This is a genomic window from Agromyces intestinalis (assembly GCF_008365295.1).
Lineage (GTDB): Bacteria > Actinomycetota > Actinomycetes > Actinomycetales > Microbacteriaceae > Agromyces > Agromyces intestinalis.
Genome location: NZ_CP043505.1, coordinates 1,218,339 through 1,243,226 on the forward strand (window position 1 = coordinate 1,218,339; position 24,888 = coordinate 1,243,226).

Here is a 24,888-nt window from a genome sequence, read left to right on the forward strand (position 1 = left end):
CCTGCGTCCGCCCGCCCCCGGGTCGATCAGATGAGCGTGAGGGTGAGCACGCCCGTGTAGGTGCCCGACCGCGTCGAGCCCGGCACGCCGAGCTCGAGGCCGCCCGAGCAGGCGAACGCGCCCGCGCTGTGGCCGGTGCCGGCCGCGCACAGCGTGAGCGGTGCGCGAAGGCCGGCGCCCGGCGCGACGCCGGCGCCCGGGGTCACCACGGGAGCCTCCTCGTCGACGGTCGGCAGCCCGCCCGTCTCAACCGAGGCCGCCGGCGTCCAGCCGAGGTTCTCGGCGAGGATCACGCCGGTGCCGCTCGTGAAGTCCGACACCTGGCCGGTGAGGTTCCATCCGGCGGCGGTGCCGCGCGAGTCCGACACGCGCACGGCGTGCAGCGAGCCCGAGGTCGACTGGTCGGCGCCCGTGAGCACGACGGGCTCGAGCACGACCGGGTCGGTGCTCGAGACGGCCATCGACAGGGCTCCGCCCGTGACATCCGCCTGGATGACCTGGCGCGGGTCGGCGTCGTCGCCGCCGAGCACGGTGACGGTGAACGCCTTGACCTCGCCGATGTTGCCGGCGGCGTCGGTCGCGCGGTACTCGACACGGTGCGTGCCGTACCCCGGCTCGCGCTCCTGGAAGGGCGAGAGCGACATGCCGCCCGTACCGAGGTTGCCGTAGATCAGGTCGTCGATGTTGGTGCCCGTCGGCGTGAAGCGGAACGGCGCATCCTTGTCGGTCGGCCAGCCGTAGTAGTTGTGCCAGCCGTCGCCGTCGAGGCGGAACTCCGTCACGAGCGCGCCGTCACGGTCGTCGGTCGCCACGAGCTTCATGTCGAACTGCTCGTTCACCACGTAGTGCGGCTCGCCGTTCGCTGCAGTGCTCGACGCGATGGGCGCGGTGATCGTGGCCTCCACGGACGGACCCGCCGCATCGACCGTCCACGTCTGCACGACTGAGCCGGCGTCGGGGAACTCGGGGTCGGTCACGGTCGCGGTGACGGTGTGTTCGCCGGCGCCGAGGCCGAGGGTCGCGAGCGGCAGGTTCCGCTTGGCGTAGGGGTTCGGCACCGTGACGCCGTCGACCTGCCACGCGACATCCATGATGCGTCCGTCGGGGTGGTTGGTCTCGACGTAGAGGACGTCGCTCGAGCCGGCCGCGTGGTCGGTCGTCGTCGCCTCGGTGATCTCGGGCGTCGACGGGGTCGCCTCAGGCAGCGTCGTGTCACCGACGGTCCACGTGCGGGTCTGCGTCATCGACGCGCGGGCGCGCAGCGCGGGGTCGCGCACGAACTCGGTGTTGTCGACGATCGTCGCGGTCACGGTCGCGCCTGCGGCCACGTCGAGCGTCGCGAGGTCGAGGTTGCGCTGGTTGCCGCCGAGGTCGACCGCCTCGCCGTTCACCGACCAGGTCACGTCGATCTCGTGGTACACCGGGTGCGAGGTCTCGACCCAGAGCACGGCGTCGCGCGCGACGGTGCCCTCGGGCGTCGACGCCGGCACGAGCGGCACCTTCGACGAGATGCGCTCCGTCATGATCTCGCGGCCGACCTGGTCGAACTGGTACCCGAGGGTCTTCATCATCGAGTGCCGGCTGGGGCGCCACACGCCCGTCGAGTAGTACATGCCGCCCTCGTAGGCGCCGATCACGCCGCCCGACTCGCTGGGCTCGCCGAGCCAGCGCCACCACTTCACCTGCTGCGCCGCCATCTGGTCGACGGTGAGCTTCGTGTGGTGGGCGCTCGACGGCTCGCCGCCGGTGTAGTTGCCGGTCGTCACGCCGCGCGTGTAGTAGTCGTACTCGTCCTGCAGGCCGCCGAGCGAGTGACCGATCTCGTGCGGCGAGATGAGCGCCGACAACGCGTTGCCGCCGCTCGCGGTCGCGTACGCACCGCCCGCGCCGCCGTAGGTGTCGCTGTTCGCGAGCGCGAGGATCTGGTCGACTTTCGGCGCGAGGTTCGCGTACTGGCGGGCGATCGTGTTGTTCACCGTGAGCAGGCGCTGCACGCTCGAAGCGCTGCATCCGCCCCAGAACGCCATCTTCAGCGGCGTGTCGCGACGCGGCGAGTCCAGCGAGTCGTCGCAGCTCACGCCCGACTCGCCCGAGACGATCTCGACCGCGTAGACGTTGAACGAGTTGCGGTAGCTCTTGTAGGGCTCGATGCTCCACATGGTCTCGAGGTGCTCGTCGACCTGCTCGCGGAACTTCGGCAGCTCGGCCGCGGTGTACCCGTCGCCGAGGATGACGAGCGAGAACCGCTCGGCCGGGTCGCCGGTGATCTGGATCGGCACGAGCGTGGCGCTGCCCACGGCGTCGTCGGCCGCGGCCGGCTGCGCACCGACGGCGACGAGCCCGCCCACGAGCAGCGGCACGGCGAGGGCGGCGACGGCGGTGCGCCGTCGGGCCGTCTTGGATGGATCGGTCATGGTCTCTCCCTGGGGGTCGAAGCCGTGCCGCGGGCGCGACGGATCGCGCCGACCGCATCGGCGTTCGTTCGGATCGTTCAGCGTGCGTCGACGAGGTCGCGGCGGGCGGCATCGTCGTCGCCTGCTGCGTCGTCGACCGGTTCGGGAACCGAGTCGGATGCCTCGGGCTCGGGTTCCCGAGCCTTCGGCCGAGCCGCCTTCGCCCGACGGATCCGCTTCGCGACGGCGAATCCGGCGATGCCCAGCAGCAGAAGGGCGACGAGCGCCACGGGGTAGGGGATCGCCCAGCCCGTTCCGCTCGCCAGGTGCTCGCCGCCGACGGCGGCACCGCCGTCGAGCCCGGGTGTCAGCTCGACGGACGCGAAGACGAGCAGCGCCGGAATGATGCCGGTGAGCTGCTCCTCGACCCGGACGCTCGCGCCCGGGAGGATCTCGGCCTGCTCGCGAGCCTCTGCCTCGCCGAGCCGCCAGCCGAACGGCCCGTCGACCACCAGCTGCGATTCGCCGCCGACCCGCATGTTGCCCGAGTTCGCGAGCGTGTACGTGACGTTCGCGGTGCCATCGAAGAGGTTCCAGCCGCCGTCGTAGGCGATGGTCACGTCGCGCACATCGAGGGCGGGCAGCTGCTCGCCCGGCACGGTGACGTAGATGCGCGCGCCGACGCGGCGGTCGACCGCGACCTGCTGCGCACCGTCGCCCGTGGCGGAGAGCTCGCTGAGCGCGGCGACGATGCCGCCGGCGTGATCGCCCGGTGAGACGTCGGGCGGCACGGTGAGCCGGAACGGGATGTCGAGTCGGGTGCCGGGTGCGATCTCGAACACCTCGTCGCCGCCGACACCGACCCAGGCACCGACGTCCTCCGACTCGGTGCCGGCGGGCGGCAGCGTGAAGGCGCCGTCGGCGGTGGTCGTGGCATCCATCGCGTAGACCTTGACCGAGATGGGCGCCGCACCGAGGTTCGAGACGCCGACGTAGTCGGTGACGGTCTCGCCCGGGCCGAGCGTGTACTCGAACGCGCCGCGGCCGTCGGGCCCCTGCTCGCTCGACGGCTGCACGCCCCAGATCGCCTCGTCGACCTCCTCGGCGTGCGCGGCGACGCCGCCGCCCAGCATGAGCAGGGTCGTGATCGCCGCGGCCGCAGCCGCCCTGCGGGTCATGTTCGTCGTCGACATCCGAACTCCCTCCGACGCGCGGCCACTGCCTCGGCTCCAGCCTAGGAATCCGCTGTGCGCAGGGCATGAGCCAGCTGTCGAACACCTGGCGCCCGCCGTTCGACGTTTGTCGAATGCGACGGCTCAGACCCGTTCGGCCGGGTCGGCCTCGACCTTCATGAGCATGATCGCGAGGTGCAGGCCCAGCCGCTCGACGCCGTTCTGCAGGTCGATGCCGAGGATGCGCTCGAGCCGGCCGAGCCGGTGGTACAGCGAGGTGCGATGCACGTTGAGTCGCGCCGCCGTCTCTTGTGCGCGCCCGCCGAGCGCGAGGTACGCCTCGGCGGTCTCGAGGAGCATCCGGCCGTCGCGCTCGCCCAGCAGCCGGTCGAGGCCGAGCTGGAAGTCCGCCGCGACCAGGCCCGCAGCGGCCGCGCTGTCGAGCCCGCGGTGGATGCCGAGCCGATCCCAGTGCGCGATCGGCCCCGCCAACCCGAAGGCGAGCGAGATGCGCTCGGCCCGCTCCGCCTCGGCCGCGCTCGCGCGCGCGGCGCCGAGCAGGTCTCGCGCGCCGCCGATCGAGACGAGCGGAGCCGCGGCCGCACCGACCGGCGCGAAGACGGCCGTCGCGGCGTCGAGCAGTGCACCGGCCGCGTGGTCGGAATCCACGGCCGTGCCGTCGCCCGCACGGGCCTGCGGCACGAGGAAGACCGCACGATCGCCGCGCACGAGGTGCAGCGCCCCGCGCAGGACCGACCGCTGGGTCGCCGTGCGCGCGGAGCGCTCGAGGAGTTCGCGAGCGTCGTCGGCGTCGACGCCGCTGCCGGCGCGCACGCTGAGCTGGATGGCCCGCACGCCCGCGTCATCGGGAAAGAATCCCTCCTCGATGATCGCCCCGGCGGACCGCGCCCGGGCCTTGGCGTTGCCGAACAGCAGGTCGCGGGTGTGCTCGTTCATCAGCGCGATCTCGAGATCGTGCTGGGCGCGGGCCCTCGTCCACTCCTCGGCCAGGCGTTCGGCGAGGTGGTCGGCGCGCTCGATCTCGTCGACGCCCATGCGGTCGGGTGCGTCGATGAACCACAGGAAGCCCATCGATTCGTCGGCGCGCCGGATCGGCACGAGCAGGCGGGGCAGCATGCCGAGCTCGGCGTTCTGCGGGACCCTCGTGGAGACCTTGGCGTTGTAGACGCCGAGCCGCAGCAGCCACGAGCTCACGGCCGGCCCGGCGTGGTGCTGCAGGATCGTCTTGCGCCGTACCTCGTCGATGACCCCGGACTGCGGGCTGTACGCGACGACGCGTTGGCGCTGGTCCTCGAGCACGGCCGGTCGGCCCACCACTCTCGCGATGTGGTTGACCAGCTGATTCACGCTCATCGGGGCTGCCTCGGGTGTCGACGTCGGAGCAGTCTACGTCGCCGGGGCGGCGTATGACACGCCGTCAGAATAGTTGACCGAAATCCAAAGTTGACAGATTTCAACCATCTGCCTATAGTTGATCGGTATCAACTTATCCATCATCGGAGGATCCTCTTTGTCCGCTGTCTCCGACACGCACTCGCCGGCCCAGGCCGAGCGCACCCCGCGCGAGGTGTTCGTCGCGCTCTCGGGCCTCATCGTCACGATGTTCGTCGCCGTGCTCTCGGGCACCGTCGTCTCGACCTCGATGCCGCGCATCATCGCCGACCTCGGCGGTGACCAGTCCGCCTACACGTGGGTGATCACGGCGAGCCTGCTCGCCACCGCCGTCTCGACCCCGATCTGGGGCAAGCTCGCCGACCTCGTCAACCGCAAGGTGCTGCTGCAGCTTTCCATCGGCCTGTTCGTCGTCGGCACCGCGATCGCCGGCTTCGCACAGGACACGACGACCCTCATCGCGGTGCGCGTCGTGCAGGGCCTCGGCGCCGGCGGCCTCATGTCGCTCGTCATGATCATCGTCGCGCTCATCATCTCGCCGCGCGAGCGCGGCAAGTACATGGGCTTCGTCGGCGGCATCATGGCCGTCGCCACCATCGGCGGCCCGCTCCTCGGCGGCGTCATCACCGATGCGTGGGGCTGGCGCGCGAACTTCTTCCTGCCGCTGCCGCTCGCGATCGTCGCGCTGGTGCTGCTGCAGTTCACGCTGCACCTGCCGAAGATGCCGAAGCGCCCCGTGAAGATCGACTTCCTCGGCGCGGCCCTCATGGCGGTCGGCGTCTCGCTCGCGCTGGTCTGGGTCACCCTCGGCGACAAGGAGTTCGCCTGGGACTCGAAGACCAGCCTCGTCATGATCGGCGTCGCCGCAGCCGCGCTCATCGCGTTCGTCATCGTCGAGTTCTTCGTCGCCGAGCCGATCGTGCCGATGAAGCTGTTCAAGAACCGCACCTTCACGCTCGCGGTGATCGCCTCGATCGCCATCGGCGTGGCGATGTTCGCGACCAGCGTGTTCCTCGCCCAGTACTTCCAGCTGGCGCGTGGTGCCACACCGACCGAGTCGGGTCTCATGACGATCCCGATGATCGTCGGCCAGATGGGCGCCTCGATCATCGTCGGCGCGCTGATCAGCCGGTTCGGCAAGTGGAAGGGCTTCATGGTCGCAGGCGCACTGCTCGTGATCGCGGGCACGTTCCTCATGACCACCCTGCGCTACGACACCGACTACCTCGTCGTGAGCGTCGCGATGGTCGTGCTCGGCGCCGGCCTCGGCATGGTCATGCAGAACCTCACGCTCGTCGTGCAGAACGACACCCCGGTGTCGCAGCTCGGCGCGGCCTCGTCGAACGTGAACTTCTTCCGCTCGATCGCCGGCACGGTCGGCGTGACCGTCATGGGGTCGCTGCTGGCCACCCAGGTCTCCACGCACATCGCAGACGGGTTCGAGGGCTTCGTGCCGTCGTCGCCCGAGGAGCTCGAGGCGCTGAAGGGCCTGCAGAGCGGTGCGCTGCCGAACGTGCACGAGCTGCCCGACACGATCCGCGTCATCATCGAGGGCGCCTACGGGCAGGGCATCTCCGAGGTGTTCTGGATCGCGGTGCCGCTCGCGGTGCTGTCGCTCATCGCCATCGCGTTCCTGCCGAACAAGAAGCTGTCGACCAAGTCGGCGGCGCAGGAACTGGCCGAAGAGCTGGCCGAGGACGCCGAGAACGCCGTCGTCGAGCTGGCCGAGGCCGAGATCGGCGCGCCGGTCGCCACCGTCGCCGAGCAGTTCGACGAGGCGGATGACTCGCGCGAGCCGGTCGGCGTGGCCACCGGGTCGGTCGCCGCCGTCGAGGGACGGGACGCTCCGGAGGCCCGGCGATAACATGTCCCTCATGACCGCCGAAGCTGCCCTCGACCACGCCATCGCGGCGGTCGAGGAGCAGTTCGGCATCGTGTTCAACCGGGCCAGGCTGCTCTGGTTCGAGTCGGCGAAGCAGGTGCACCCCGAGCTGCAGCCCGCCGGCTACAAGCTGCTCGCGAGCATCGTGCGCGCCGGATCCACCAACGCGCACGTGCTCGCCGAGCAGCTCGACATGGACAAGAGCGCGGTGAGCCGTCAGGTGCGCCAGCTCGAGGAGATGGGGTTGGTCGAGAGCCGTGCCGACGAGCGCGACGGGCGAGCCAGAGTGCTCGTCGGCACGCCGCTCGCCGAGCAGCGCATCGCCGAGGTGCGCCGGGCCAATCAGGCTCGCCTGCGCGGCTCGCTCGAGGGCCGATCGGTCGAGGAGCTGCTTCTGCTCGCCGACGTGCTGCGGGCGATCGCCGACGCCTGACCACGATCTCGCATCTGACGGAAGGCGGGGCCGACGGCCCCGCCTTCCGTGATCTGCGGAGGATGTCGGGGGTCGCCGGTAGACCGGTACACATGAACATCGAGCATCTGAATCCTCCCGCCCTGCACACCAATCCGGCCTTCAGCCAGGGCGTCCTCGTGCGCGGCGACCACGACACGCTCTACGTCGGCGGCCAGAACGGCACGGATGCCTCGGGGCAGATCGTCCCCGGTGGCCTGGCCGCCCAGTCAGCGCAGGCGATCCGCAACGTGCTCGCCGTGCTCGAGGCCGCGGGTGCCGACCAGACGAACGTGGTGCACCTGACGATCACGCTCCTTTCGGGCGAGTCGTTCCAAGACGGCTACTCGGCCGTCATCCCGATCTGGGGCATGCACCCCACCGCGATCACGGGCACGCAGGTCTCTGCACTCGCCCGGCCGGATGCCCTCGTCGAGATCGAGGCGATCGCCGCGATCCCACGGGCGCAGTAGCCACCCACGCCGGTGGGGCTACCCGGCCGGCAGGGTCACGGTGAACGCGGTGCGCCCGGGTTCGCTCTCGACCTCGACCGTGCCGTCGTGTGCCTCGACGACCGCCTTCACGATGGCGAGTCCGAGCCCGGTGCTGCCGGCGCGCCGCGACCGCGACGAATCCCCGCGGGTGAACCGCTCGAACAGCCGCGCCTGCAGGTCGTGGTCGATGCCGGGTCCGTCATCGACCACGACCAGGCGAGCACGGGTGTCGTCGGCCTGGAGTCGCGCCGCGACCGCCGTGCCGCCTGGCGTGTGCACCCGCGCGTTCGCGAGCAGGTTGGCGAGCACCTGGCGCAGCCGCGCCTCGTCGCCCACCACGGTGACGGGGGCGTCGGGCAGGTCGGCCGACCAGTCGTGGTCGGGGCCGGCAGCCTGCGCGTCGGCGACCGAGTCGGCGACCAGTGCACGCAGGTCGACGGGCCGGTGCTCGAGCTCACGACCCTCGTCGAGGCGGGCGAGCAGCAGCAGGTCCTCGACGAGCTCGGTCATGCGCAGCGACTCCGACTCGATGCGGCCGATCGCGTGCGTCACGTCGTCGGACAGGTCGCCGCCGTGCAGGCGCGTGAGCTCGGCGTAGCCGCGGATCGAGGCGAGCGGCGTGCGCAGTTCGTGCGAGGCATCCGCCACGAAGCGGCGCACCTTGCGCTCGGACTGCTCACGGGCCGACAGCGCCGACGCCACGTGGCCGAGCATGCGGTTGAACGCCGTGCCGAGCCGGCCGACCTCGGTGCGGGGGTCATCGACGGGCACCCGTTCGTCGAGGTCGACGTCGCCGCGGTCGAGGGGCCGCTCCGACACCGCCTGCGCGGTCGCGGTCACCTGCTCGAGCGGCGCGAGCGAACGGCGCACGACGTACGAGCCGACCCCGAGCGCGAACACCAGCCCACCGAGCGCCACGACGGCGACCGTCACGGCGAGCTGGGTGGTCTGCGCGGTCACCGCCGCGAGCGGCAGGGCCAGCGCGATGCGCACGTCGGGCGAGGTCTCGATCGCGAGGGAACGGTACTCCCCCAGTTCGCCGACCGTCACGGTGTGCACGAACCGATCGGTCGGCACCTCGGCGAGGGCGGCCGTCGCCGCGGGCCCGGCGGGCAGCAGCTGTCCATCGGCGATGTACGCCGAATCCGACGCCGGGCCCGCGAAGATCGCGCCGACGGTTCCGTCGGGCTGGCCCGGCACGCTGAGGAACCCGATGACGGTCTCTCTGGGGTTGGCGGGGATGCCCGGACCGGTCGCCTCGTCGGCACGCGCGGCCGCCGCTCGCAGGCTGGCGTCGAGCCGCTCGACGCTGGTCGCGTGGAACAGCACCACGGTCGCGACGCCGATCACGGCGCCCATCGCGACGAGCAGCCCGGCGACGAGCGTGAGCAGTCGCCGGCGCAGCGTCCAGGGTGCGCGACCCGGCCGGGTCGCTGCCCCGGCGTCGGAGGATTCGAGCCCGCCGTCAGCCGCCACCGCACCCGTCGTCGCCCGCGCGCGTGCCGACGCCGCGTGGCCTGGATCGCCGGGGCGGGTCATCCGGTCGCCGCCTTCAGCATGTAGCCGGCGCCGCGCACAGTGTGGATCATGGGTGCCCGCCCCGCGTCGATCTTCTTTCGCAGGTACGAGATGTAGAGCTCGACGACCGTCTCGCGGCCGCCGAAGTCGTACGACCAGACCCGGTCGAGGATCTGCGCCTTCGACAGCACCCGCCGCGGATTGCGCATGAGGAACCGCAGCAGTTCGAACTCGGTCGCGGTGAGCTCGATCGGCGTTCCGGCGCGCTCGACCTCGTAGGAGTCCTCGTCGAGGGTGAGGTCGCCGACCCGCAGCACGGGGTCGCGCTCCTGCGCGAGGGTGAGGGTCGAGCGGCGGATGAGTCCGCGCACGCGCGCGACGACCTCTTCGAGGCTGAACGGCTTGGTGACGTAGTCGTCGCCCCCCGCGGTGAGACCCGCGATGCGGTCGTCGAGCGAGTCCTTCGCGGTGAGGAACAGCACGGGCGTCTCGGCACCGTCGGCGCGCACGCGCTGCAGCACCTCGAGTCCGTCGATGTCGGGGAGCATGATGTCGAGCACGATCGCGTCGGGGCGGAACTCGCGCGCGACCCGCACGGCCGAGAGGCCATCGGCGGCGGTGCGCACGTCCCAGCCCTCGTAGCGCAGGGCCATCTTCAGCAGGTCGGTGAGGGACGCCTCGTCGTCGACGACGAGCACGCGCACCATCGACCCGTCGGGCTTGTGGAGCTGGGGAAGGTGCTGGGCGCGCTCGTTCGACATGCGTCCCAGTATCGGTGGGAGCGCTATGCGTCTGCTATGCCTCGTCTGTGCCTTCGTCGAGGCGGGGCTCGGCTGCGCCGGGTCGGGTCTGCGCGTCGTCGGCGATGTCGACCCGGGTGACGCCGTCGTGTTCGGTCACATCGACCTGCGACGGCAGATCCTCGGGATTCACGATCTCTTCCGCTCCGCGGTCGGGATGCGACGGGGTGAGCTCGGGGTCGGACATCGGGATTCCCTTCGTCGGTGAGGTGATCGAACCTACGCGCTGGCGTCTGCGCCCGCAGCGGGCTTGCGGCGAACGACGTCGCGCAGTAGCTCATGGCCGATCCATGGGAACGTGAAAGGGGCGGCATAGCCCGTCGACCTAGCGTCGGCGACATGTTCTTCACCTACCTCCGGCGCGAACTCGCCGGGCGCCGCAGACAGACCGCGATCATCGCGATCGGCATGGCGCTGGCCATCGCGCTCGTCATGATCGTGAACGCCGTCTCGGTCGGCGTGCGCGACGCCCAGGCCGCCGTACTCCAGTCGGTCTACGGCGTCGGCACCGACCTCACCGTGAGCCGGACCCCGACCCCGCCCGGGGAGGGCGAGGACGGTCAGGGCGGGGGCGGGCCCCAGCGCTTCGAGTTCGGCGCAGCCGACGGCCAGACCACCGACGGCTCGACCGCGATCAGCCAGTCACGGCTCACCGCCGGGTTCGGCTCGTCGACCTTCGACGCCTCGGCGCTCGAGACCGTGCAGGGCATCGACGGCGTGGCCGCGGCAGCGGCCACCCTCTCGCTCAGCAACATCTCGTTCTCGGGTGAGCTGCCCGACTTCCAGCAGCGCACCGAGGGCGGCAACGCAGCGGGCGGCGACACCGCCCAGCAGGGGCCGACCGACCAGGCGCAGGGCCAGCCCCCGCAGGGCGGCTTCGACGGCGCGGGCGGCAGCGCGTTCGACGTCGACAACTTCACGGTGCTCGGCATCGACCCGTCGGGTGACGCGGTCGGGCCGCTGTCGGCCGTCGAGCTCGCCGACGGGCGCGGGCTCGAGGCATCCGATGCCGGCGACGCCGTGGTCGTACTCGACGCGGACTACGCGACCAGCGCCGAACTCGCCGTCGGCGACACCCTGAACATCGGCGGTACCGATTTCGAGATCGTCGGCACCGTGACGTCGACCTCGGCCGACTCGGCCACCGCATCGAACGCGTACATCCCGCTCGACCTCGCGCAGTCGCTCTCGGGCCAGGACGACATGGTCTCGAGCGTCTACGTGCAGGCCACGTCCTCCGACCGGATCGATGCCGTGCAGGCCGACATCGAGGCGGCGCTGCCCGAGGCCACCGTCAGCTCCCAGTCGGATCTGGCGTCGAACGTCTCGGGGTCGCTCGCGAGCGCCTCCAGCCTGATCGCGAACCTCGGCCTCTGGCTCTCCATCGCGGTGCTGGCCGCCGCGTTCCTCATCGCGATCCTCTTCACCATCCAGGGCGTCACCCGACGCACTCGCGAGTTCGGCACCCTGAAGGCGATCGGCTGGTCGAACCGCCGCATCGTCGGGCAGGTCGCGGGCGAGTCGCTCGTGCAGGGCCTCATCGGCGGTGCCGCGGGCCTGGTCGTCGGGCTCGCGGGCATCTGGGTCATCAACCTGATCGGCCCGACCCTCGGCGGCAGCGCCACCGGCGGCTCGTTCGCCGCAGGCGGCGCCGGCGCGACGGGCGGCGGCGCCGGCGGCCCCGGCGGCGGGCAGTTGGGCGGAGGCGGCGGACCGTTCGGTCGCATGGCCGAGGCGGCGAGCTCGACCACCGAGGTCGTGCTCAACGCCCCGGTGACCGTGAGCGTCATCCTGATCGCCATCGGCCTCGCCGTACTCGGCGGTCTCGTCGCCGGGTCCATCGGCGGATGGCGGGCATCCCGGCTGCGACCGGCCGAGGCGCTGCGGAGCGTCGCATGAGCGCCGTCGACACCGCGGCCACGCCGGCCACCGGGGCTGTCTCGCCCGAGGCATCCGTCACCCCTACCCGACCAGAGAGAGGCAGCGCCATGTACCGGCTGGAGAACGTCGGCAAGCAGTACACCGGCACGCGCACGGTGACCGCGCTGAAGCACGTGACGCTCGAGATCCCCGCGGGCCAGCTCGTCGCGATCCAGGGCCCGACCGGCGGCGGCAAGTCGACGCTGTTGCAGATGCTCGGTGCGCTCGACCGCCCGACGTCGGGCACGATCACGCTCGGCTCCGACGAGCTCAGCCATCTGCCCGACGGCAAGCTCGGCAGGATCCGGGCCAAGGAGATCGGATTCGTGTTCCAGGGCTTCAACCTGATTCCGACGCTCACCGCCCAGGAGAACGTCGAGACCGCGCTCGAACCACTCGGAATCCCGGCCGCCGAGCGCACCCGCCGCGCGACCGAGGCGCTGGCCTCGGTCGGCCTCGCCGAGCGCACCTCGCACGTGCCCGGCGAGCTCAGCGGCGGTCAGCAGCAACGGGTCGCCATCGCGCGCGCCCTCGTGAAGGAACCGGTCGTGCTGCTCGCCGACGAACCCACAGGCGCGCTCGACGAGGAGACCCGCGACGAGATCCTGAACCTGCTCGAGGGCCTCTGGCGCGACCGCGGGCTCACGCTCATCATCGTCACCCACGACAGCGCGGTGGCGAAGCGGGCGGAACGCCGCCTGCACATCAAGAACGGCGTCGTCACCGAACGCTGAACACGTCCCGCCGGATCAGCTCCCGGCGGGTGCGCGAAGACGGCGGATGCCGCGGCGGGACTCCCTCCCCAGCCGGGGCATCCGCCGTCGGCGTCTCCGCGGCCGGCCGGACCCAGAGCCGATCGATACGCGGTGCGGATGATTCGCACAGACTCGGCGCCTACCGTCGGTCGGGATGTCTCAGCACCGCTCCCCCGAATCCGCATCGGCCCGCGACTCCCGTCGGCCACGCACCCTCGTGATCGCCGCGACCGCGCTCGCGGTCGCCGGCCTCGCCGTCGGTGCCGTCGCGATCGGTTCGGCGCCGGGCGGGACGGATGCTTCCCCCGCTGCGCGTGATTCGCTGACGGGCAGCGCCGCCGGGGCGGACGCGGCATCCGATGGCTCGAGCGAAGCCGCCGGCAGCGAGGTCCTGCCCGCCCCGGTCGCCGCGCAGCTCGCGTACGTCGAAGCGCACTGGCAGGACACCGCGGACGACGAGTTCGGCTACCTCGACGAGAGCGACTGCGTGAACTTCGCGAGCCAGTCGCTGCTCGCCCGGGGGTGGCAGGTCGACGACGAGTGGTGGCACACGACCGACGGCGACCCGTACGCGAGTTCGGACGCCTGGATCAGCTCCACCGCGTTCCGCGACTACCTGGTCGCGCATCCCGAGCGTGCGACCGCACTCACCGACGACCAGCGCGACCAGGTGAAGGTCGGCGACATCGTGCAGTTCGACTGGGACGATTCGGGCGACCGCGACCACACCGGCATCGTCACCGGCGTGACCACGCTCGCCGACGGCACGATCTCGATCGAGTACGCCGGGCACACCGACGCGACGTTCGACCGCACGGTCGACGAGGCGATCCACGAGATCCACCCGGGCGGCGTCGCGTACTACTGGAGCATCCCGCAGTAGTCGGCGCTGCGCGCCCAATCGACCAGCGTCGGCTACTGGTTCGAGAACGCCGCGTCGAACGATGCGGTCGGCCGCGGGAAGAGCTTGGAGCGGATGAACCCGACCGCTTCGGCGGCGCCGTGCAGGCGGTCCATGCCGGCGTCCTCCCACTCGACCGAGATCGGCCCGGTGTAGCCGATCGCGTCGAGCGCGCGGAACGCGTCCTCCCAGGGGACATCGCCGTGCCCGGTCGACACGAAGTCCCAGCCGCGCCGCGGGTCGCCCCACGGCAGGTGCGACCCCAGCACGCCCGCACGCCCGGTCGCCGGCCGCAGCCGGGTGTCCTTGCAGTCGACGTGGTAGATGCGGTCGGCGAACTCGACGATGAACCCGACGGGGTCGATCCCCTGCCACATCATGTGCGACGGGTCCCAGTTGAATCCGAACGCCTCACGGTGGTCGATCGCCTCGAGCGAGCGCACCGAAGTCCAGTAGTCGTACGCGATCTCGGACGGGTGCACCTCGTGCGCGAAGCGCACGCCCTCAGCGTCGAACACGTCGAGGATCGGGTTCCACCGGTTCGCGAAGTCCTCGTATCCGGCCTCGATCACGCTGGCGGGCACCGGTGGGAATCCGGCGACGTACGGCCAGATGCTCGAGCCCGTGAACCCGACGACGACGTCGACGCCGAGCTTCCGCGCCACCCGCGCCGAGCGCTTCATGTCGTCGGCCGCACGCTGCCGCACGCCCTCGGGGTCGCCGTCGCCCCACGTGTCGGGCCGCACGATCGCCTGGTGCCGGAAATCGATGGGGTCGTCGCACACCGCCTGCCCGGTGAGGTGATTCGAGATCGCGTAGACCTCGAGCCCGTGGCGCTTGAGGATCTCGCGGCGCTCGTCGAGGTATCCGGGCTCCTCCTCGGCGAGTTTCAGGTCGAGGTGATCGCCCGAGCAGGCGATCTCGAGCCCGTCGTAGCCCCACTCGGCCGCACGGCGCGCGACCTCGGCGAACGGCAGGTCGGCCCACTGGCCGGTGAACAGGGTGACGGGGTGGGTGCTCATGCGGGGTGCCTTTCGTCCTGGAGGGCGGTCAGGTATCGGATGCTCCGTGCCGCCAGTTCGTCCTGCGACGACGCGAGCGGGCGCCACACCGAGGCGGCCACCGCGATCGTCGCGTTCTCGCCCGTGAAACTCTCGAGCCCGAGCGGGCCCGTGTAGCCGACGTCGTCGAGCGCGTCGAGGAACTCCGGCCAGTCGAGGTGGTCGTCGCCGACTGCGCCGCGGTCGTTGCCGCACACCTGCACGTGCGCGAGGTGGTCGCCGGCGGCACGGATCGCGTCGCCGACGTGCTTCTCCTCGATGTTCAGGTGGTAGCTGTCGAGCGTGAGCCCGAGGCCCGGCCCGAGCAGCGGGCCGAGCGCCTCGAGGGCCTGCTCGACGGTGTTCACGAGGCTCGTCTCGTACCGGTTGAGCGGTTCGATCGCGAGCCGGATGCCCCGCTCCTCCGCCTGCCGCACCACGGGTGCGAGCGCGGTGCGCAGTTCCCGGTAGCGCGCCTCGCGCTCCTCGGCGTCCATGCGCCAGGTGCGGCCGGTAGCCGCGGTGAACGGGCCGGCGACCACGCGAGAGCCGAGCCGCTCGGCGGTCTTCACGCACTGCACCAGGTAGTTCTGGGTCGCCACGACCTCGGATCCGGGCGCCGCGACGAGGTTGCGCCCCGGCCCCATCGCCCCCACGACCACCGCCGACAGACGGTGTTCGGCCAGCACCTCGCTCGCGACATCCGCCGACCAGTCGCCCGGTTGCTCCACCGGCAGCTCGAGCGCACCGAACCCCATGCCGGCCGCCTTCGCCGCGATCTCGCGGAGCGAGTCGTCGGTGAGCGGTGAGACCCAGACCCACGTGTTGACGCCGATCGTGCGGCGCATGCTGCCTCCTTGCAACCGTCCCGTCCGCACCCATCCTTCCCCCTGCCCGCCCGATCGCCGAGCGTTTCCGTTCGCGCACGAGGTTTCCGGTGGATCGGAAACACTCGGCGCGAACGGAAACGCTCGACCGGTCGGTGAAAGGTGGATTACGGGATGATGCGGTCCTCCCAGACCTGCGGGTACCCCGGCAGGTCCTCGCCGCCGAACTTCGCGTAGTGCCCGTCGGGCATGTTCTCGTTCAGCGCGAGGTACTGGTCGAGCTCGCCCGCCTCGATCGGCGACTGCGGCAGCACCCACTCCTTCGGCACCTGCTCGCCCGCGAAGATCTTCTGGATCGCGAGCAGCGGCGTGCGCCACTGGAAGTTGGAGTAGACGGGGGCCAGGCCGTCGAGCCCGGTCTCCTTCCACTTGCGCAGGAAGCTCATCTCGTCCTCACCGGTCATCACCGGGTAGTCGACGCCGGCGTCCTCGAACGCCTCGATGGCCGCGACGGCGCCGTCACCGGCATCCATCCAGACCCCCGCGACGTCGCCCTTCGCGAGTTCGTCGGAGATGATCTTCTTGATCTCCGCCGGGTCGGCCCCGGTGAAGTAGTCGACCGCCTCGATGCCGGCCTCGTCGAACAGCTTCTCGGCCGCGGCCCAGCGCTGTTCGAGCACGTCGACGCCGGGCAGGATCCGCAGCGCGACGACCTTGTCCCCCTCCTCGAGTCGGTCGATCAGGAACTCGGCCGTGTCGATGCCCCAGGCGAAGCCGCCGATCGGGTGGATGAACGTGACCGGGCAGTCGGTCTGCACGCCGCGGTCGAACACGATTACCGGCTTGCCGGTGTCGCACGCACGCTGCACCGCAGGCGTCATGGCCGCCGTCGAGTTCGGCGAGATGACGAAGACGTCGCAGTTGCCCTCGTTGATGAAGTAGTCGATGTCGGCGATCTGCGTGTCATCCGAGTCCTGCGCATCGCGGGTCTCCATCTCGCTGATCGCGCCGGCCTCCTGCAGCACCTTGAGCTGTTCATTCATGGTGATCCAGCCGGTCTGCCGCCACGGATTCGAGATCGAGGCGTTCGCGAAACACGCCTTCTTCGGCCCCGCCGACGCGTACTGCGCGGTGTCGACGAACTCGGCGTTGATGTACTGGAGCCATGGCTGGCCGTCGGGGCCCTCGGGCACGACGTCGCGTTCGGCGTCCTGCTTGTCGAAGAGCGCCTGATCGAACCAGTCGACCGCCTCCTCCGTGGGTTCCGCCGCTTCCTCGGACGGGGCCACAGAGGGGTCGGTGGTGCATCCGGCCAGTGCCGCCATCAGCGCGAGAGCGCCGACGATGGCAGTTGCCGTGGTGTGCCTGCGTCGCATCACGAACCTCCTTTGGTTTCGTTGTCTGCCCTCGGCGTCGAGGGAATGGGTGCAGGACGAGCCGAGGCGGTCGCCTCGGGCCCCTCCACAGGCGCATCGGATGCTTCCGATGCCTGCGAAGTCTCGATGGCGCGGCCGCGACGGCGCGCGCGGAACACCGTGGCCGAGTAGGCGACGGCGAGGATGATGATGACGCCCTGGACGGCGTCTCGGTAGGTCGACGGCACGCCCGCGAAGTTGAGCAAGGTGAACAGCGCCTCGAGCGAGAACGCACCGGCCGCCGCTGCGACCACCCAGCCGCGCCCGCCGCCGAGCACCACGCCGCCGAGCACGACCGCGGTGATCGCGGTGAACTCGTAGCCGCGGCCGACCGACGGGTGCACGCCCGCGTACCCGACGAGCAGCACGCCCGCCACCGTCGCCGACAGCGACGAGATGATGAACGTCGCGGTCTTGACCCACCAGGTGCGGGTGCCCGAGTAGCGGGCGGTGACGGGGTTGTCGCCGAGCGCGATGATGGTGCGGCCGAACGGCCGCTTCGAGAACCAGATCGCGGCGGCCAGCACGATCGCGAGCACCACCACCGACCAGGGCAGGATCTCGAGCACCGGGATGCCGCGGATGCCGCCACGCCCGATCTCGCGGAACCCGTCGGCCGGGTTGCCGGTCGCCGCGCCGCCCGTCCAGTAGAGCACGCCGCCCAGCAGCGCGAGCATCATGCCGAGGGTCACGATGAAGCTCGGCACCCGGAGGAACGAGACGATGAGGCCGTTCACCAGGCCGATGAGGGCGCCGAACGCGAGCATGAGGGCGAGCACCGGCAGCGAGCGCGACTCGTCCTGGCCGATCAGGTTGCCGGCGATCACGACCTGCGCCGTGACCACCGAGCCCATCGAGAGGTCGAACTCGCCGCCGACGATCACGAAGTACTGCCCGATCGCCACGATCGCCACGGGTGCGACGCGCTGGATGAATCGGATGAACTGCCCGGGCTCGGCGAACGACGGGTTCAGCACCACGATCGCGATGAGCAGCACCGCGAGCAGCAGGAACACGGCACCACGCGGGCTCACGAGCACTCGGCCGAGCTCGGCGAGACGCTCGAGCAGGCTCGGTCGCGCGACGGTCGCGTCGGTCGCGGTCATGCGCGCACCTCCAGTCCTTCACCCGATGCCCCGGGGCCGGCGCCGGGCGTCGTGCCCGAGGCATCCGCGCCGCGTGCGCCCGACCCGCCCGCGCCGTCGGCGGCGGGCCCGCCCGACCCGAACCTGGGTCGGCGTCGGTCGAGCTGGCGGCTCGTGTAGATCGCGACCGCGGCGACGATGACGATGCCGCGCACCACGTCCTTCAGGAACGGGTTCACCTGCATGACGCTCATCACGTTGTCGACGACCGCGAAGATCGCAACGCCGCCGATGGTGCCCCAGATCGACCCGCGACCGCCCATCAGCAGAGTGCCGCCGAGCACGACCGCGGCGATCGACAGCAGGTCGTAGCCGCCCTGGGTGCCGACGGTCGGGCTGCCGACGCCGAGCCGGCTCGCGAGCAGGAGCCCGGCGAGCGCGGCCGTCATCGAGCAGAGCATGTGCGCGATGATGAGCGGCCGGGCGGTGCGGATGCCGCTGAACCTGGCGACCTGCTCGTTGCCGCCCACCGCGTAGAGGTGGTGGCCGGTGCGGGTGCGGGCGAGGAACAGCGCGCCGAGCAGCGCGACGCCGAGCATGATGAGCGTCGACACGGGTACCGGCCCGAGCCCGGTCGCCCCGATGAGCTGGAAATCCCACGGCACGTTGCCGCTGGTGCCCTTGTAGTTCGTGTCGAGGTAGCCCTCGATGATGAGCCCGACCCCGAGCGTCGCGATGAAGCCGTTCACGTGCAGCTTCGTGACGATGAGCCCGTTGGCCAGCCCGATGAGTGCGGCGACGCCGAGCGCGGCGAGCACCGCGACCGGGATGTTCGCCGGGTTGCCGCGCATGAGGTCGGCCGCGATGAGGCTCGACAGGCTGACCACGTACGGCACCGACAGGTCGAGCGACGCGCCCAGGATGACGAAGGTCTGCCCGATCGCGACGAACCCGAGCACGCTCATGCCGGTGAGGATGTCGCGGATGTTGCCGGGGCTGAAGAAGTTGCGGCCGACGGTGGCGACGAGAATCGCGCCGATCACGATCACCGCGACGAGGGCGATGCCGACGATGAGGCTCGCGTCGAGCCGCCGCCGCCGGCGCGGACGCGGGGAAGGGGCGGATGCCACGGGCGCGGCGCTCATCGCGCTCCCCCCGGTTCCGTGGCATCCGTTCCCCCGGTGCCCCCCAGCCGGAGTGTGCCGGTCGCGGCGGTGAGGATCGTGGCCTCATCGCTGCGGGCCGGCAGCTCCGACGACGCGCGACCGTCGTGCATCACGACGATGCGGTCGCTCATGCCGATGACCTCGGGCAGTTCGGAGCTGATCATGAGGATCGCCACGCCCTCCTTCGCGAGTCGGCGCATGAGGCGGTAGACGGCGACCTTCGCGCCGACGTCGATGCCGCGGGTGGGTTCGTCGAACAGCACGATGCGGGGGCGCGCGGCGAGCCACTTCGCGAGCACGACCTTCTGCTGGTTGCCCCCCGAGAGGTACTGCACCTCTTGGTCGAGCCCGCGCGAGATGACCTCGAGCGAACTCAGCACGCCGGGCAGCTCGCGTCGCACCTCGCGGGTGCGGCGGGCGAACACCGAGCGGATCACCAGCAGCGCGTTGTCGCCGATCGACTGATTGACGGCGAGGCCCTGCGCCTTGCGATCCTCGGCGATGAGGGCGATGCCCGCCTTCACCGCCTGCCGCGCGGCGCCGATGCGCTGCTCGCGACCGTCGAGGAGCATCGACCCCCGCGTGAACGGGGTGATGCCGAAGACCGCTTCGACGAGTTCGGTGCGACCCGAGCCCTGCAGGCCTGCGACGCCGACGATCTCGCCCGCGCGCACCTCGAGGTCGACGGAGTCGACGTAGGCGTTGCCGGCCGCGCGCAGTTCGAGGCGTGGCGCACCGAGCTCGGTGCCCGGTTCGGGGTCGGGGTAGTACGCCTCGATCGGGCGGCCGACCATGCGCCGCACGAGCTCGTCGGTGTCGAGGTCGGCGGCGGGGCTCGTCGAGACGAGCGCGCCGTCCTTCAGCACGGTGATGGTGTCGCAGAGGTCGAAGATCTCCTTCAGTCGGTGCGACACGTAGAGGATCGCGACTCCGCGCGCCTGCAGGCGGCGGATGATCGCGTACAGCAGCTCGACCTCGTGGTCGGCCAGCGCTGCGGTCGGCTCGTCCATCTGGATGACTCGCGCCCCGGTCGAGAGCGCCTTCACGATCTCGACGATCTGCTGCTCGGCGACGGTGAGGCTGCGCACCGGGGCATCCGCGTCGATCGCGTCGATGCCGATCTCGGCGAGCAGTTCGCGGGTCTGGCGCAGCATGCCCCGGCGGTCGACGAAGCCGCGCCGGCGCGGCTCGCGACCGAGGAACACATTCTCGGCGACCGTGCGCTCGGGCAGCAGGTTGAATTCCTGGAACACGGTCGCGAGCCCAGCGTGCGCCGCCTCGACGGGGTGATGGAAGTCGACCGGCTCTCCGGCCAGCTCGACCGTGCCGGCGTCGCGCTCGTAGACGCCCGCGAGGATCTTCATGAACGTCGACTTGCCGGCGCCGTTCTCGCCGACCAGCCCGTGCACCTCGCCGGCGCGCAGCTCGAGGCCCACGCCGTGCAGCACGGATACGCCGAAGAACGACTTCTCGAGGCCGGAGGCGACGAGCACGGGTGCGGCCTCGGCGGTGGCACCGCCGGCGGGCGCGGCGGTCGTGACATCCGTCATGCGCGCACCTCCACCCACTGACCGCTCGCCGCGGAGGCGAGCACCGCCTCGGTCACGCGCACCGCGCGCACTCCGTCGACGAAGGTCGGCAGGCCGTCGGGCGCCTCGCTCGCGCCCGCTTCGGCTGCCGAGACGGCCGCGTAGGCGTCGGCGACGAAGGCGTTGAAGGCGTCCTGGTAGCCCATCGGATGGCCCGCCGGCACGATCGACAGCCGCGCCGCGTCGGCGCTCAGCCGGGCGGGGTCGCGCTCGACGATGCTCGAGACGTCGGTGCGGCCGATCCACAGCGTCTCGGGGCGCTCCTGTTCGAAGCGCACGCTCGCGTCGGTGCCGGCGAGCTCGAGCACCAGGCCGTTCTTGTGCCCCGGCGCGACCTGCGACACCAGCAGGGTGCCGATCGCACCGCTCGCGAGCTCGACGACGACGGCGACGAGGTCTTCGGTGGCGATGTCGGTGTTCGTCGCCCGCGACCGGTAGGCGGTGCGGGTGGCGGCGTTCAGCCGCACGATGCGATCGCCCGAGACGAACTCGAGCAGGTCGACGAGGTGGGAGCCGATGTCGGCGAACGCGCGGCTCGGGCCGCCCTGGGCCGGGTCGACCCGCCAGTCGTCGTCGCCGGGAGCCGCGAGCCAGTCCTGCAGGTACGCACCCTGCACGCCGAGCAGCCGCCCCGTCTCGCCGGCGGCGACGCGGGCTCGCGCCTCGCGGGCCATCGGGTGGAAGCGATAGACGAACGGCACCGCCGCGACCACCCCGCGATCGGCGGCGAGCGCGGCGAGCGCCTCGGCGCCCGCGATGTCGGTGGCGAGCGGCTTCTCGCAGATCACGTGCCGGCCTGCCTCGAGGGCTCGGGTGGCGATGTCGACGTGGGTCGCGTTGGGGGTGCACACGTGCACGACGTCGACATCGGCGATGAGGTCGTCGAGCGAGGCGTAGCCCTGCGACAGGCCGAGTCGCTCGGCCGCGGAGACGGATGCCTCGGGGCTCGACGACGCCGCACCTTCGAGTGCGGCACCGGCCGCGCGCGCCGCCCGGGAGTGCACGGCGGCCATGAAGCCGCCTCCGACGAAGCCGGCACGCAGCGTGCGGGCTCGGGCGCTGACATCCGTTGTCATGGGCACATGGTGACACAGATTGCACAACTTCTGCCAGTGGTTCGGCAAAAGTCGCCCGTTTCGTGACATTGCTGTGATCAATGCCGTCTCGAAGTGCGTGTGCTTTACTCAGTGACATGGTCGACATCAGTCGGGGATCGGCACTCGGCACCTCGGGGGCGAGCGAGCTGTTCCAGCTGCTGCGCGACGGCGTACCGCGCACGCGGGCGTCGCTCGCGCAGGCCACCGGGCTCGCGCGATCGACCGTCGCCGCACGCGTCGACGAGCTCATGGACCTCGGCCTGATCACGCCGGTCGCCGATGCCGTCTCGACGGGCGGGCGGCCGCCGTCGCAGTTCGCGCTGAACCCCGCGTCGCGCCTCGTGCTGGCCGCTGACCTCGGCGCGTCGCACGCGATCATCGCCGTCACCGACCTCACCGGCACCGTGCTCGCCCAGCACGGCGAGCCGATGGACATCGCCGATGGCCCCGAGCGCGTGCTCGGCTGGATGGTCGAGCAGGGGCTCGCGCTCGTCGACGGACTCGGCCGCGACCGGCACGACCTCGTCGCCGTCGGCATCGGCGTGCCCGGCCCGGTCGAGCACTCGACCGGACGCCCCGTGAACCCGCCGATCATGCCCGGATGGGATCGCTTCGACGTGCCCGGCTGGGTGCAGCAGCACCTCGAGGTGCCAGTGCTCGTCGACAACGACGTGAACATCATGGCGCTCGGCGAGCGCGCCCTGGCCTGGCCGGCGGTCGAGCACCTCGTGTTCGTGAAGGTCGCCACCGGCATCGGCTCGGGCATCATCTCGGGCGGGCTGCTGCAGCGCGGCGCGCAGGGCATCGCGGGCGACATCGGGCACATCCAGGTGGCGCGCGGTGCCGACGTGCCGTGCCACTGCGGCAATCGCGGATGCCTCGAGGCCCTCGCCTCGGGCCCGGCGATCGCTCGGGCGCTGCGCGAGCGCGGCGTCGAGGCGGTCGGCGGCAACGACGTGATCGACCTGGTCAAGCGCGGCGACCTCGAGGCGATCCAGGCCGTGCGCCAGGCGGGCCGCGACATCGGCGAGGTGCTGACCGCGTGCGTCAGCCTCGTGAACCCGTCGGTCATCGCGATCGGCGGGTCGATGGCCCGCGCGGGCGAACACCTCATCGCCGGTGTGCGCGAGGCGGTGTACTCGCGGTCGATGCCGCTGGCCACCGAGCACCTCGCGATCGTGCAGTCGGCGGCCGCCGGCAACGCAGCCGTGCTCGGCGCGAGCATGCTCGCGATCCACCACGCGCTCAGCCCCGAGGGCATCGACGCGCTCGCGGCGCGCTGACGCGGCATCCGTCCCCTCCCCACCCCACCCCGGCACCCCCACCCCGCACACCCCACCCCGCACCCCACCCCGCACCCCGAGTGTTTCCGTTTGCGCAGCAGGTTTCCGCTCGAACGGGAACTCAGTGCGCGAACGGAAACACTCGGCGGGGTCGGCGGGGGCGGGCGGTCGGCGAGTAACCTCGGAGGGTGATCGACCAGCCGTTCGCCCTCTTCGACCTCGACGAGCGTGCACCCGCGGTCGCAGCGGCGATCCGCGCGCCGCACCCGCACGAGCGGCGCATCGTGGCCGACTCGGGCGATCGGGTCGCGTGGCTGCGGGCCCGCTCCCGCGGGGTCACCGCGACGGATGCCGCGAAGCTCGCCGGTCGCAACTCGGTGCGCACCGCCGCATGGGAGAAGCTGCACGGCACGGGCGGCCGCGGGTTCGGCGGCAGCCGGTTCACCGACCACGGGCGCGAGCGCGAACCCGTTATCGCCGCGTGGGTGCGCGAGCAGCACGGCATCGACCCGTCGACGCTGCTCTTCCACGCCGACGGCGAGCAGCGGCACCTCGCCACGCCCGACGGGTTGCGGGTCACCGACCGCGGCGCGGTCGAGCTCTGCGAGATCAAGACCACCTCCAAGCCCTGGCGGGGCATCCCCCGCGGATACCTGCGCCAGGTGTGGTGGCAGCAGTACGTGCTCGGTGCCGAGCGCACCCTGGTCGTGTGGGAGCAGCACGACGGCTTCGTGCCCGTCGGCGACCCCGAGTGCCGCTGGGTCGACCGCGACGAAGACCAGATCGCCATCCTCATCGGCCTCGCGAACGAGCTGCTGTCGGCGATCGCCCCCGACGCATCCGTGGCCGCTCCAGCCGGGAGGTCAGACCGCTCGTACTACCGGCCCGGACCGCTGGCGTGACGATCCTGTTGCTGCACGGCCTCGGCTCCGACCGACGCCAACCGCTCGACCTGCTCGCCCCGGTGCTCGCCGCCTCGCCCGGCCGCAGCGAACGTGTGCTCGCCCTCGACGTGCGGGCGCACGGTGCCTACCCCGAGGTGGGCCGGCCCGCCGACTTCCAGCTCGACCGGCTCGCCGAAGACGTCGCCCGGCGCACCCTCGCCGAGCTCGAGGGCGACGACGCGCCACTCACCGTCATCGGCATCTCGATGGGTGCGGCGATCGGCCTGCGGCTCGCGATCGACGGGCTGCTGCGGGTGCGGCGGGCGGTGTACCTGCGGCCCTCGTTCGACGACCGATCGCTGCCCGAACACCTGCGGCCCTTCCCCGTGATCGGCGAGATGCTCGCCGAGGCGGGGCCCGACGGTGCCGACCTGTTCCGCGCGACCGAGCTCTACGAGCGCGTCGCGCACGCCTCGCCGGCCGGTGGCCGGGCGCTGCTCACCCAGTTCACCGCGCCCGACGCGGCACCCCGGGCCATCCGGCTCGTCGAGATCCCCCGCAACCGCGCCTTCGCCGACGACGCCGAGCTCGCGGCATCCGCTCGGGCGGGCATCCGCTCGCTGGTGGTCGGCGCCGAACGCGACCCGGTGCATCCGCTGCCGATCGCCCAGCGCTGGGCCGCAGCGCTCGATGCACCGCTCTCGACCGTGCCCGCCCGCGATGCCGGGCTGCCTGCCCAGACGCGCGCCATCCATGCCGTCGTCGGCCGTTTCCTCGCCGAGGACTGAACCCCCTCGATTTCG

At 71.5% G+C, this 24,888-nt stretch carries 22 protein-coding genes; 9 read left to right on the forward strand and 13 right to left on the reverse strand.

What is annotated here, in order from left to right; genetic code table 11:
- Window positions 1-26: 26 nt before the first annotated feature.
- From FLP10_RS05695 to FLP10_RS05705, 3 genes are all read right to left on the reverse strand, one after another.
- Window positions 27-2,414, reverse strand: a complete 2,388-nt coding sequence (locus tag FLP10_RS05695) for a M64 family metallopeptidase (RefSeq protein ID WP_149159993.1) — start codon at window positions 2,412-2,414, stop codon at window positions 27-29.
- Window positions 2,415-2,491: 77 nt separating this feature from the next.
- Entirely contained in the window at window positions 2,492-3,586 is a 1,095-nt protein-coding gene (locus tag FLP10_RS05700) for a DUF916 domain-containing protein (protein WP_149159994.1), read from the reverse strand.
- A gap of 123 nt (window positions 3,587-3,709) precedes the next feature.
- Complete coding sequence (locus tag FLP10_RS05705; protein WP_149159995.1) at window positions 3,710-4,939, reverse strand: PucR family transcriptional regulator; 1,230 nt, start codon at window positions 4,937-4,939, stop codon at window positions 3,710-3,712.
- Between the two features lie 157 nt (window positions 4,940-5,096).
- Between FLP10_RS05705 and FLP10_RS05710 the strand changes: the two genes are divergently transcribed.
- The 3 genes from FLP10_RS05710 to FLP10_RS05720 all read left to right on the forward strand — a co-directional run bounded on the left by FLP10_RS05710 (window position 5,097) and on the right by FLP10_RS05720 (window position 7,784).
- The gene (locus FLP10_RS05710; RefSeq protein WP_149159996.1) at window positions 5,097-6,842 is read left to right on the forward strand and encodes an MFS transporter; all 1,746 of its coding nucleotides are present in this window, start codon (window positions 5,097-5,099) and stop codon (window positions 6,840-6,842) included.
- Window positions 6,843-6,852: 10 nt separating this feature from the next.
- On the forward strand, window positions 6,853-7,293 hold the full coding sequence (locus FLP10_RS05715) for a MarR family winged helix-turn-helix transcriptional regulator (RefSeq protein ID WP_168209112.1): 441 nt from the start codon (window positions 6,853-6,855) through the stop codon (window positions 7,291-7,293).
- 92 nt (window positions 7,294-7,385) lie between these two features.
- Window positions 7,386-7,784, forward strand: coding sequence for a RidA family protein (locus FLP10_RS05720; RefSeq protein WP_149159998.1), 399 nt, complete (start codon window positions 7,386-7,388; stop codon window positions 7,782-7,784).
- A gap of 18 nt (window positions 7,785-7,802) precedes the next feature.
- Here FLP10_RS05720 and FLP10_RS05725 read toward each other — a convergent pair whose 3' ends face one another.
- Genes FLP10_RS05725 through FLP10_RS05735 form a run of 3 tightly spaced genes read right to left on the reverse strand, consistent with a single transcriptional unit; the run spans window position 7,803 to window position 10,310 of the window.
- A complete protein-coding gene (locus FLP10_RS05725; RefSeq protein WP_149159999.1) occupies window positions 7,803-9,344 on the reverse strand; it encodes a sensor histidine kinase in 1,542 nt (513 codons plus the stop codon).
- Window positions 9,341-10,084 carry a response regulator transcription factor gene (locus FLP10_RS05730; protein WP_149160000.1) on the reverse strand — a complete coding sequence of 248 codons (744 nt, stop codon included), beginning with the start codon at window positions 10,082-10,084 and terminating at the stop codon, window positions 9,341-9,343. Before FLP10_RS05730 ends, FLP10_RS05725 begins: the two co-directional genes overlap by 4 nt.
- 34 nt (window positions 10,085-10,118) lie before the next feature.
- A complete protein-coding gene (locus FLP10_RS05735; protein ID WP_149160001.1) occupies window positions 10,119-10,310 on the reverse strand; it encodes a hypothetical protein in 192 nt (63 codons plus the stop codon).
- A gap of 152 nt (window positions 10,311-10,462) precedes the next feature.
- On the opposite strand from FLP10_RS05735, the gene FLP10_RS05740 reads away from it, so the two are divergent.
- From FLP10_RS05740 to FLP10_RS05750, 3 genes are all read left to right on the forward strand, one after another.
- A complete protein-coding gene (locus FLP10_RS05740; protein WP_149160002.1) occupies window positions 10,463-12,022 on the forward strand; it encodes an ABC transporter permease in 1,560 nt (519 codons plus the stop codon).
- Between the two features lie 89 nt (window positions 12,023-12,111).
- Window positions 12,112-12,777, forward strand: a complete 666-nt coding sequence (locus FLP10_RS05745; RefSeq protein ID WP_149162106.1) for an ABC transporter ATP-binding protein — start codon at window positions 12,112-12,114, stop codon at window positions 12,775-12,777.
- A 175-nt stretch (window positions 12,778-12,952) separates the two neighbouring features.
- Window positions 12,953-13,681, forward strand: coding sequence for an amidase domain-containing protein (locus FLP10_RS05750; protein ID WP_149160003.1), 729 nt, complete (start codon window positions 12,953-12,955; stop codon window positions 13,679-13,681).
- A gap of 32 nt (window positions 13,682-13,713) precedes the next feature.
- On the opposite strand, the gene FLP10_RS05755 is transcribed toward FLP10_RS05750, so the two are convergent.
- The 7 genes from FLP10_RS05755 to FLP10_RS05785 form a co-directional block, all read right to left on the reverse strand.
- The gene (locus FLP10_RS05755) at window positions 13,714-14,721 is read right to left on the reverse strand and encodes a sugar phosphate isomerase/epimerase family protein (protein WP_149160004.1); all 1,008 of its coding nucleotides are present in this window, start codon (window positions 14,719-14,721) and stop codon (window positions 13,714-13,716) included.
- On the reverse strand, window positions 14,718-15,587 hold the full coding sequence (locus tag FLP10_RS05760) for a sugar phosphate isomerase/epimerase family protein (RefSeq protein WP_149160005.1): 870 nt from the start codon (window positions 15,585-15,587) through the stop codon (window positions 14,718-14,720). Before FLP10_RS05760 ends, FLP10_RS05755 begins: the two co-directional genes overlap by 4 nt.
- Before the next feature lie 146 nt (window positions 15,588-15,733).
- Window positions 15,734-16,942 (reverse strand): substrate-binding domain-containing protein, encoded by a 1,209-nt coding sequence (locus FLP10_RS05765; RefSeq protein ID WP_149160006.1) that lies wholly within the window; start codon window positions 16,940-16,942, stop codon window positions 15,734-15,736.
- Window positions 16,942-18,087, reverse strand: a complete 1,146-nt coding sequence (locus FLP10_RS05770) for an ABC transporter permease (RefSeq protein ID WP_149160007.1) — start codon at window positions 18,085-18,087, stop codon at window positions 16,942-16,944. The genes FLP10_RS05765 and FLP10_RS05770 overlap by 1 nt, the downstream gene beginning before the upstream one ends.
- Complete coding sequence (locus FLP10_RS05775) at window positions 18,084-19,211, reverse strand: ABC transporter permease (RefSeq protein WP_149160008.1); 1,128 nt, start codon at window positions 19,209-19,211, stop codon at window positions 18,084-18,086. Before FLP10_RS05775 ends, FLP10_RS05770 begins: the two co-directional genes overlap by 4 nt.
- On the reverse strand, window positions 19,208-20,782 hold the full coding sequence (locus FLP10_RS05780; RefSeq protein WP_149160009.1) for a sugar ABC transporter ATP-binding protein: 1,575 nt from the start codon (window positions 20,780-20,782) through the stop codon (window positions 19,208-19,210). The genes FLP10_RS05775 and FLP10_RS05780 overlap by 4 nt, the downstream gene beginning before the upstream one ends.
- Window positions 20,779-21,897, reverse strand: coding sequence for a Gfo/Idh/MocA family protein (locus FLP10_RS05785; protein ID WP_149160010.1), 1,119 nt, complete (start codon window positions 21,895-21,897; stop codon window positions 20,779-20,781). The genes FLP10_RS05780 and FLP10_RS05785 overlap by 4 nt, the downstream gene beginning before the upstream one ends.
- A 116-nt stretch (window positions 21,898-22,013) precedes the next feature.
- Between FLP10_RS05785 and FLP10_RS05790 the strand changes: the two genes are divergently transcribed.
- The 3 genes from FLP10_RS05790 to FLP10_RS05800 all read left to right on the forward strand — a co-directional run bounded on the left by FLP10_RS05790 (window position 22,014) and on the right by FLP10_RS05800 (window position 24,873).
- A complete protein-coding gene (locus FLP10_RS05790) occupies window positions 22,014-23,201 on the forward strand; it encodes an ROK family transcriptional regulator (RefSeq protein ID WP_149160011.1) in 1,188 nt (395 codons plus the stop codon).
- Window positions 23,202-23,389: 188 nt separating this feature from the next.
- The gene (locus tag FLP10_RS05795; RefSeq protein ID WP_425457631.1) at window positions 23,390-24,103 is read left to right on the forward strand and encodes a YqaJ viral recombinase family protein; all 714 of its coding nucleotides are present in this window, start codon (window positions 23,390-23,392) and stop codon (window positions 24,101-24,103) included.
- Window positions 24,100-24,873: an alpha/beta fold hydrolase gene (locus FLP10_RS05800; protein ID WP_168209113.1), complete on the forward strand. Its 774-nt coding sequence runs from the start codon at window positions 24,100-24,102 to the stop codon at window positions 24,871-24,873. Before FLP10_RS05795 ends, FLP10_RS05800 begins: the two co-directional genes overlap by 4 nt.
- The last annotated feature ends 15 nt before the right edge of the window (window positions 24,874-24,888 follow it).

Excerpts from the sequence above, each read along its gene's own strand:
- FLP10_RS05695 (WP_149159993.1), bottom strand. The coding sequence starts at position 2,414 with ATGACCGATCCATCCAAGACGGCCCGACGGCGCACCGCCGTCGCCGCC.
- FLP10_RS05700 (WP_149159994.1), bottom strand. The coding sequence starts at position 3,586 with ATGTCGACGACGAACATGACCCGCAGGGCGGCTGCGGCCGCGGCGATC.
- FLP10_RS05705 (WP_149159995.1), bottom strand. The coding sequence starts at position 4,939 with ATGAGCGTGAATCAGCTGGTCAACCACATCGCGAGAGTGGTGGGCCGA.
- FLP10_RS05715 (WP_168209112.1), top strand. The coding sequence starts at position 6,853 with ATGACCGCCGAAGCTGCCCTCGACCACGCCATCGCGGCGGTCGAGGAG.
- FLP10_RS05720 (WP_149159998.1), top strand. The coding sequence starts at position 7,386 with ATGAACATCGAGCATCTGAATCCTCCCGCCCTGCACACCAATCCGGCC.
- FLP10_RS05725 (WP_149159999.1), bottom strand. The coding sequence starts at position 9,344 with ATGACCCGCCCCGGCGATCCAGGCCACGCGGCGTCGGCACGCGCGCGG.
- FLP10_RS05730 (WP_149160000.1), bottom strand. The coding sequence starts at position 10,084 with ATGTCGAACGAGCGCGCCCAGCACCTTCCCCAGCTCCACAAGCCCGAC.
- FLP10_RS05735 (WP_149160001.1), bottom strand. The coding sequence starts at position 10,310 with ATGTCCGACCCCGAGCTCACCCCGTCGCATCCCGACCGCGGAGCGGAA.
- FLP10_RS05740 (WP_149160002.1), top strand. The coding sequence starts at position 10,463 with ATGTTCTTCACCTACCTCCGGCGCGAACTCGCCGGGCGCCGCAGACAG.
- FLP10_RS05745 (WP_149162106.1), top strand. The coding sequence starts at position 12,112 with ATGTACCGGCTGGAGAACGTCGGCAAGCAGTACACCGGCACGCGCACG.
- FLP10_RS05750 (WP_149160003.1), top strand. The coding sequence starts at position 12,953 with ATGTCTCAGCACCGCTCCCCCGAATCCGCATCGGCCCGCGACTCCCGT.
- FLP10_RS05755 (WP_149160004.1), bottom strand. The coding sequence starts at position 14,721 with ATGAGCACCCACCCCGTCACCCTGTTCACCGGCCAGTGGGCCGACCTG.
- FLP10_RS05760 (WP_149160005.1), bottom strand. The coding sequence starts at position 15,587 with ATGCGCCGCACGATCGGCGTCAACACGTGGGTCTGGGTCTCACCGCTC.
- FLP10_RS05765 (WP_149160006.1), bottom strand. The coding sequence starts at position 16,942 with ATGCGACGCAGGCACACCACGGCAACTGCCATCGTCGGCGCTCTCGCG.
- FLP10_RS05770 (WP_149160007.1), bottom strand. The coding sequence starts at position 18,087 with ATGACCGCGACCGACGCGACCGTCGCGCGACCGAGCCTGCTCGAGCGT.
- FLP10_RS05775 (WP_149160008.1), bottom strand. The coding sequence starts at position 19,211 with ATGAGCGCCGCGCCCGTGGCATCCGCCCCTTCCCCGCGTCCGCGCCGG.
- FLP10_RS05780 (WP_149160009.1), bottom strand. The coding sequence starts at position 20,782 with ATGACGGATGTCACGACCGCCGCGCCCGCCGGCGGTGCCACCGCCGAG.
- FLP10_RS05785 (WP_149160010.1), bottom strand. The coding sequence starts at position 21,897 with ATGACAACGGATGTCAGCGCCCGAGCCCGCACGCTGCGTGCCGGCTTC.
- FLP10_RS05790 (WP_149160011.1), top strand. The coding sequence starts at position 22,014 with ATGGTCGACATCAGTCGGGGATCGGCACTCGGCACCTCGGGGGCGAGC.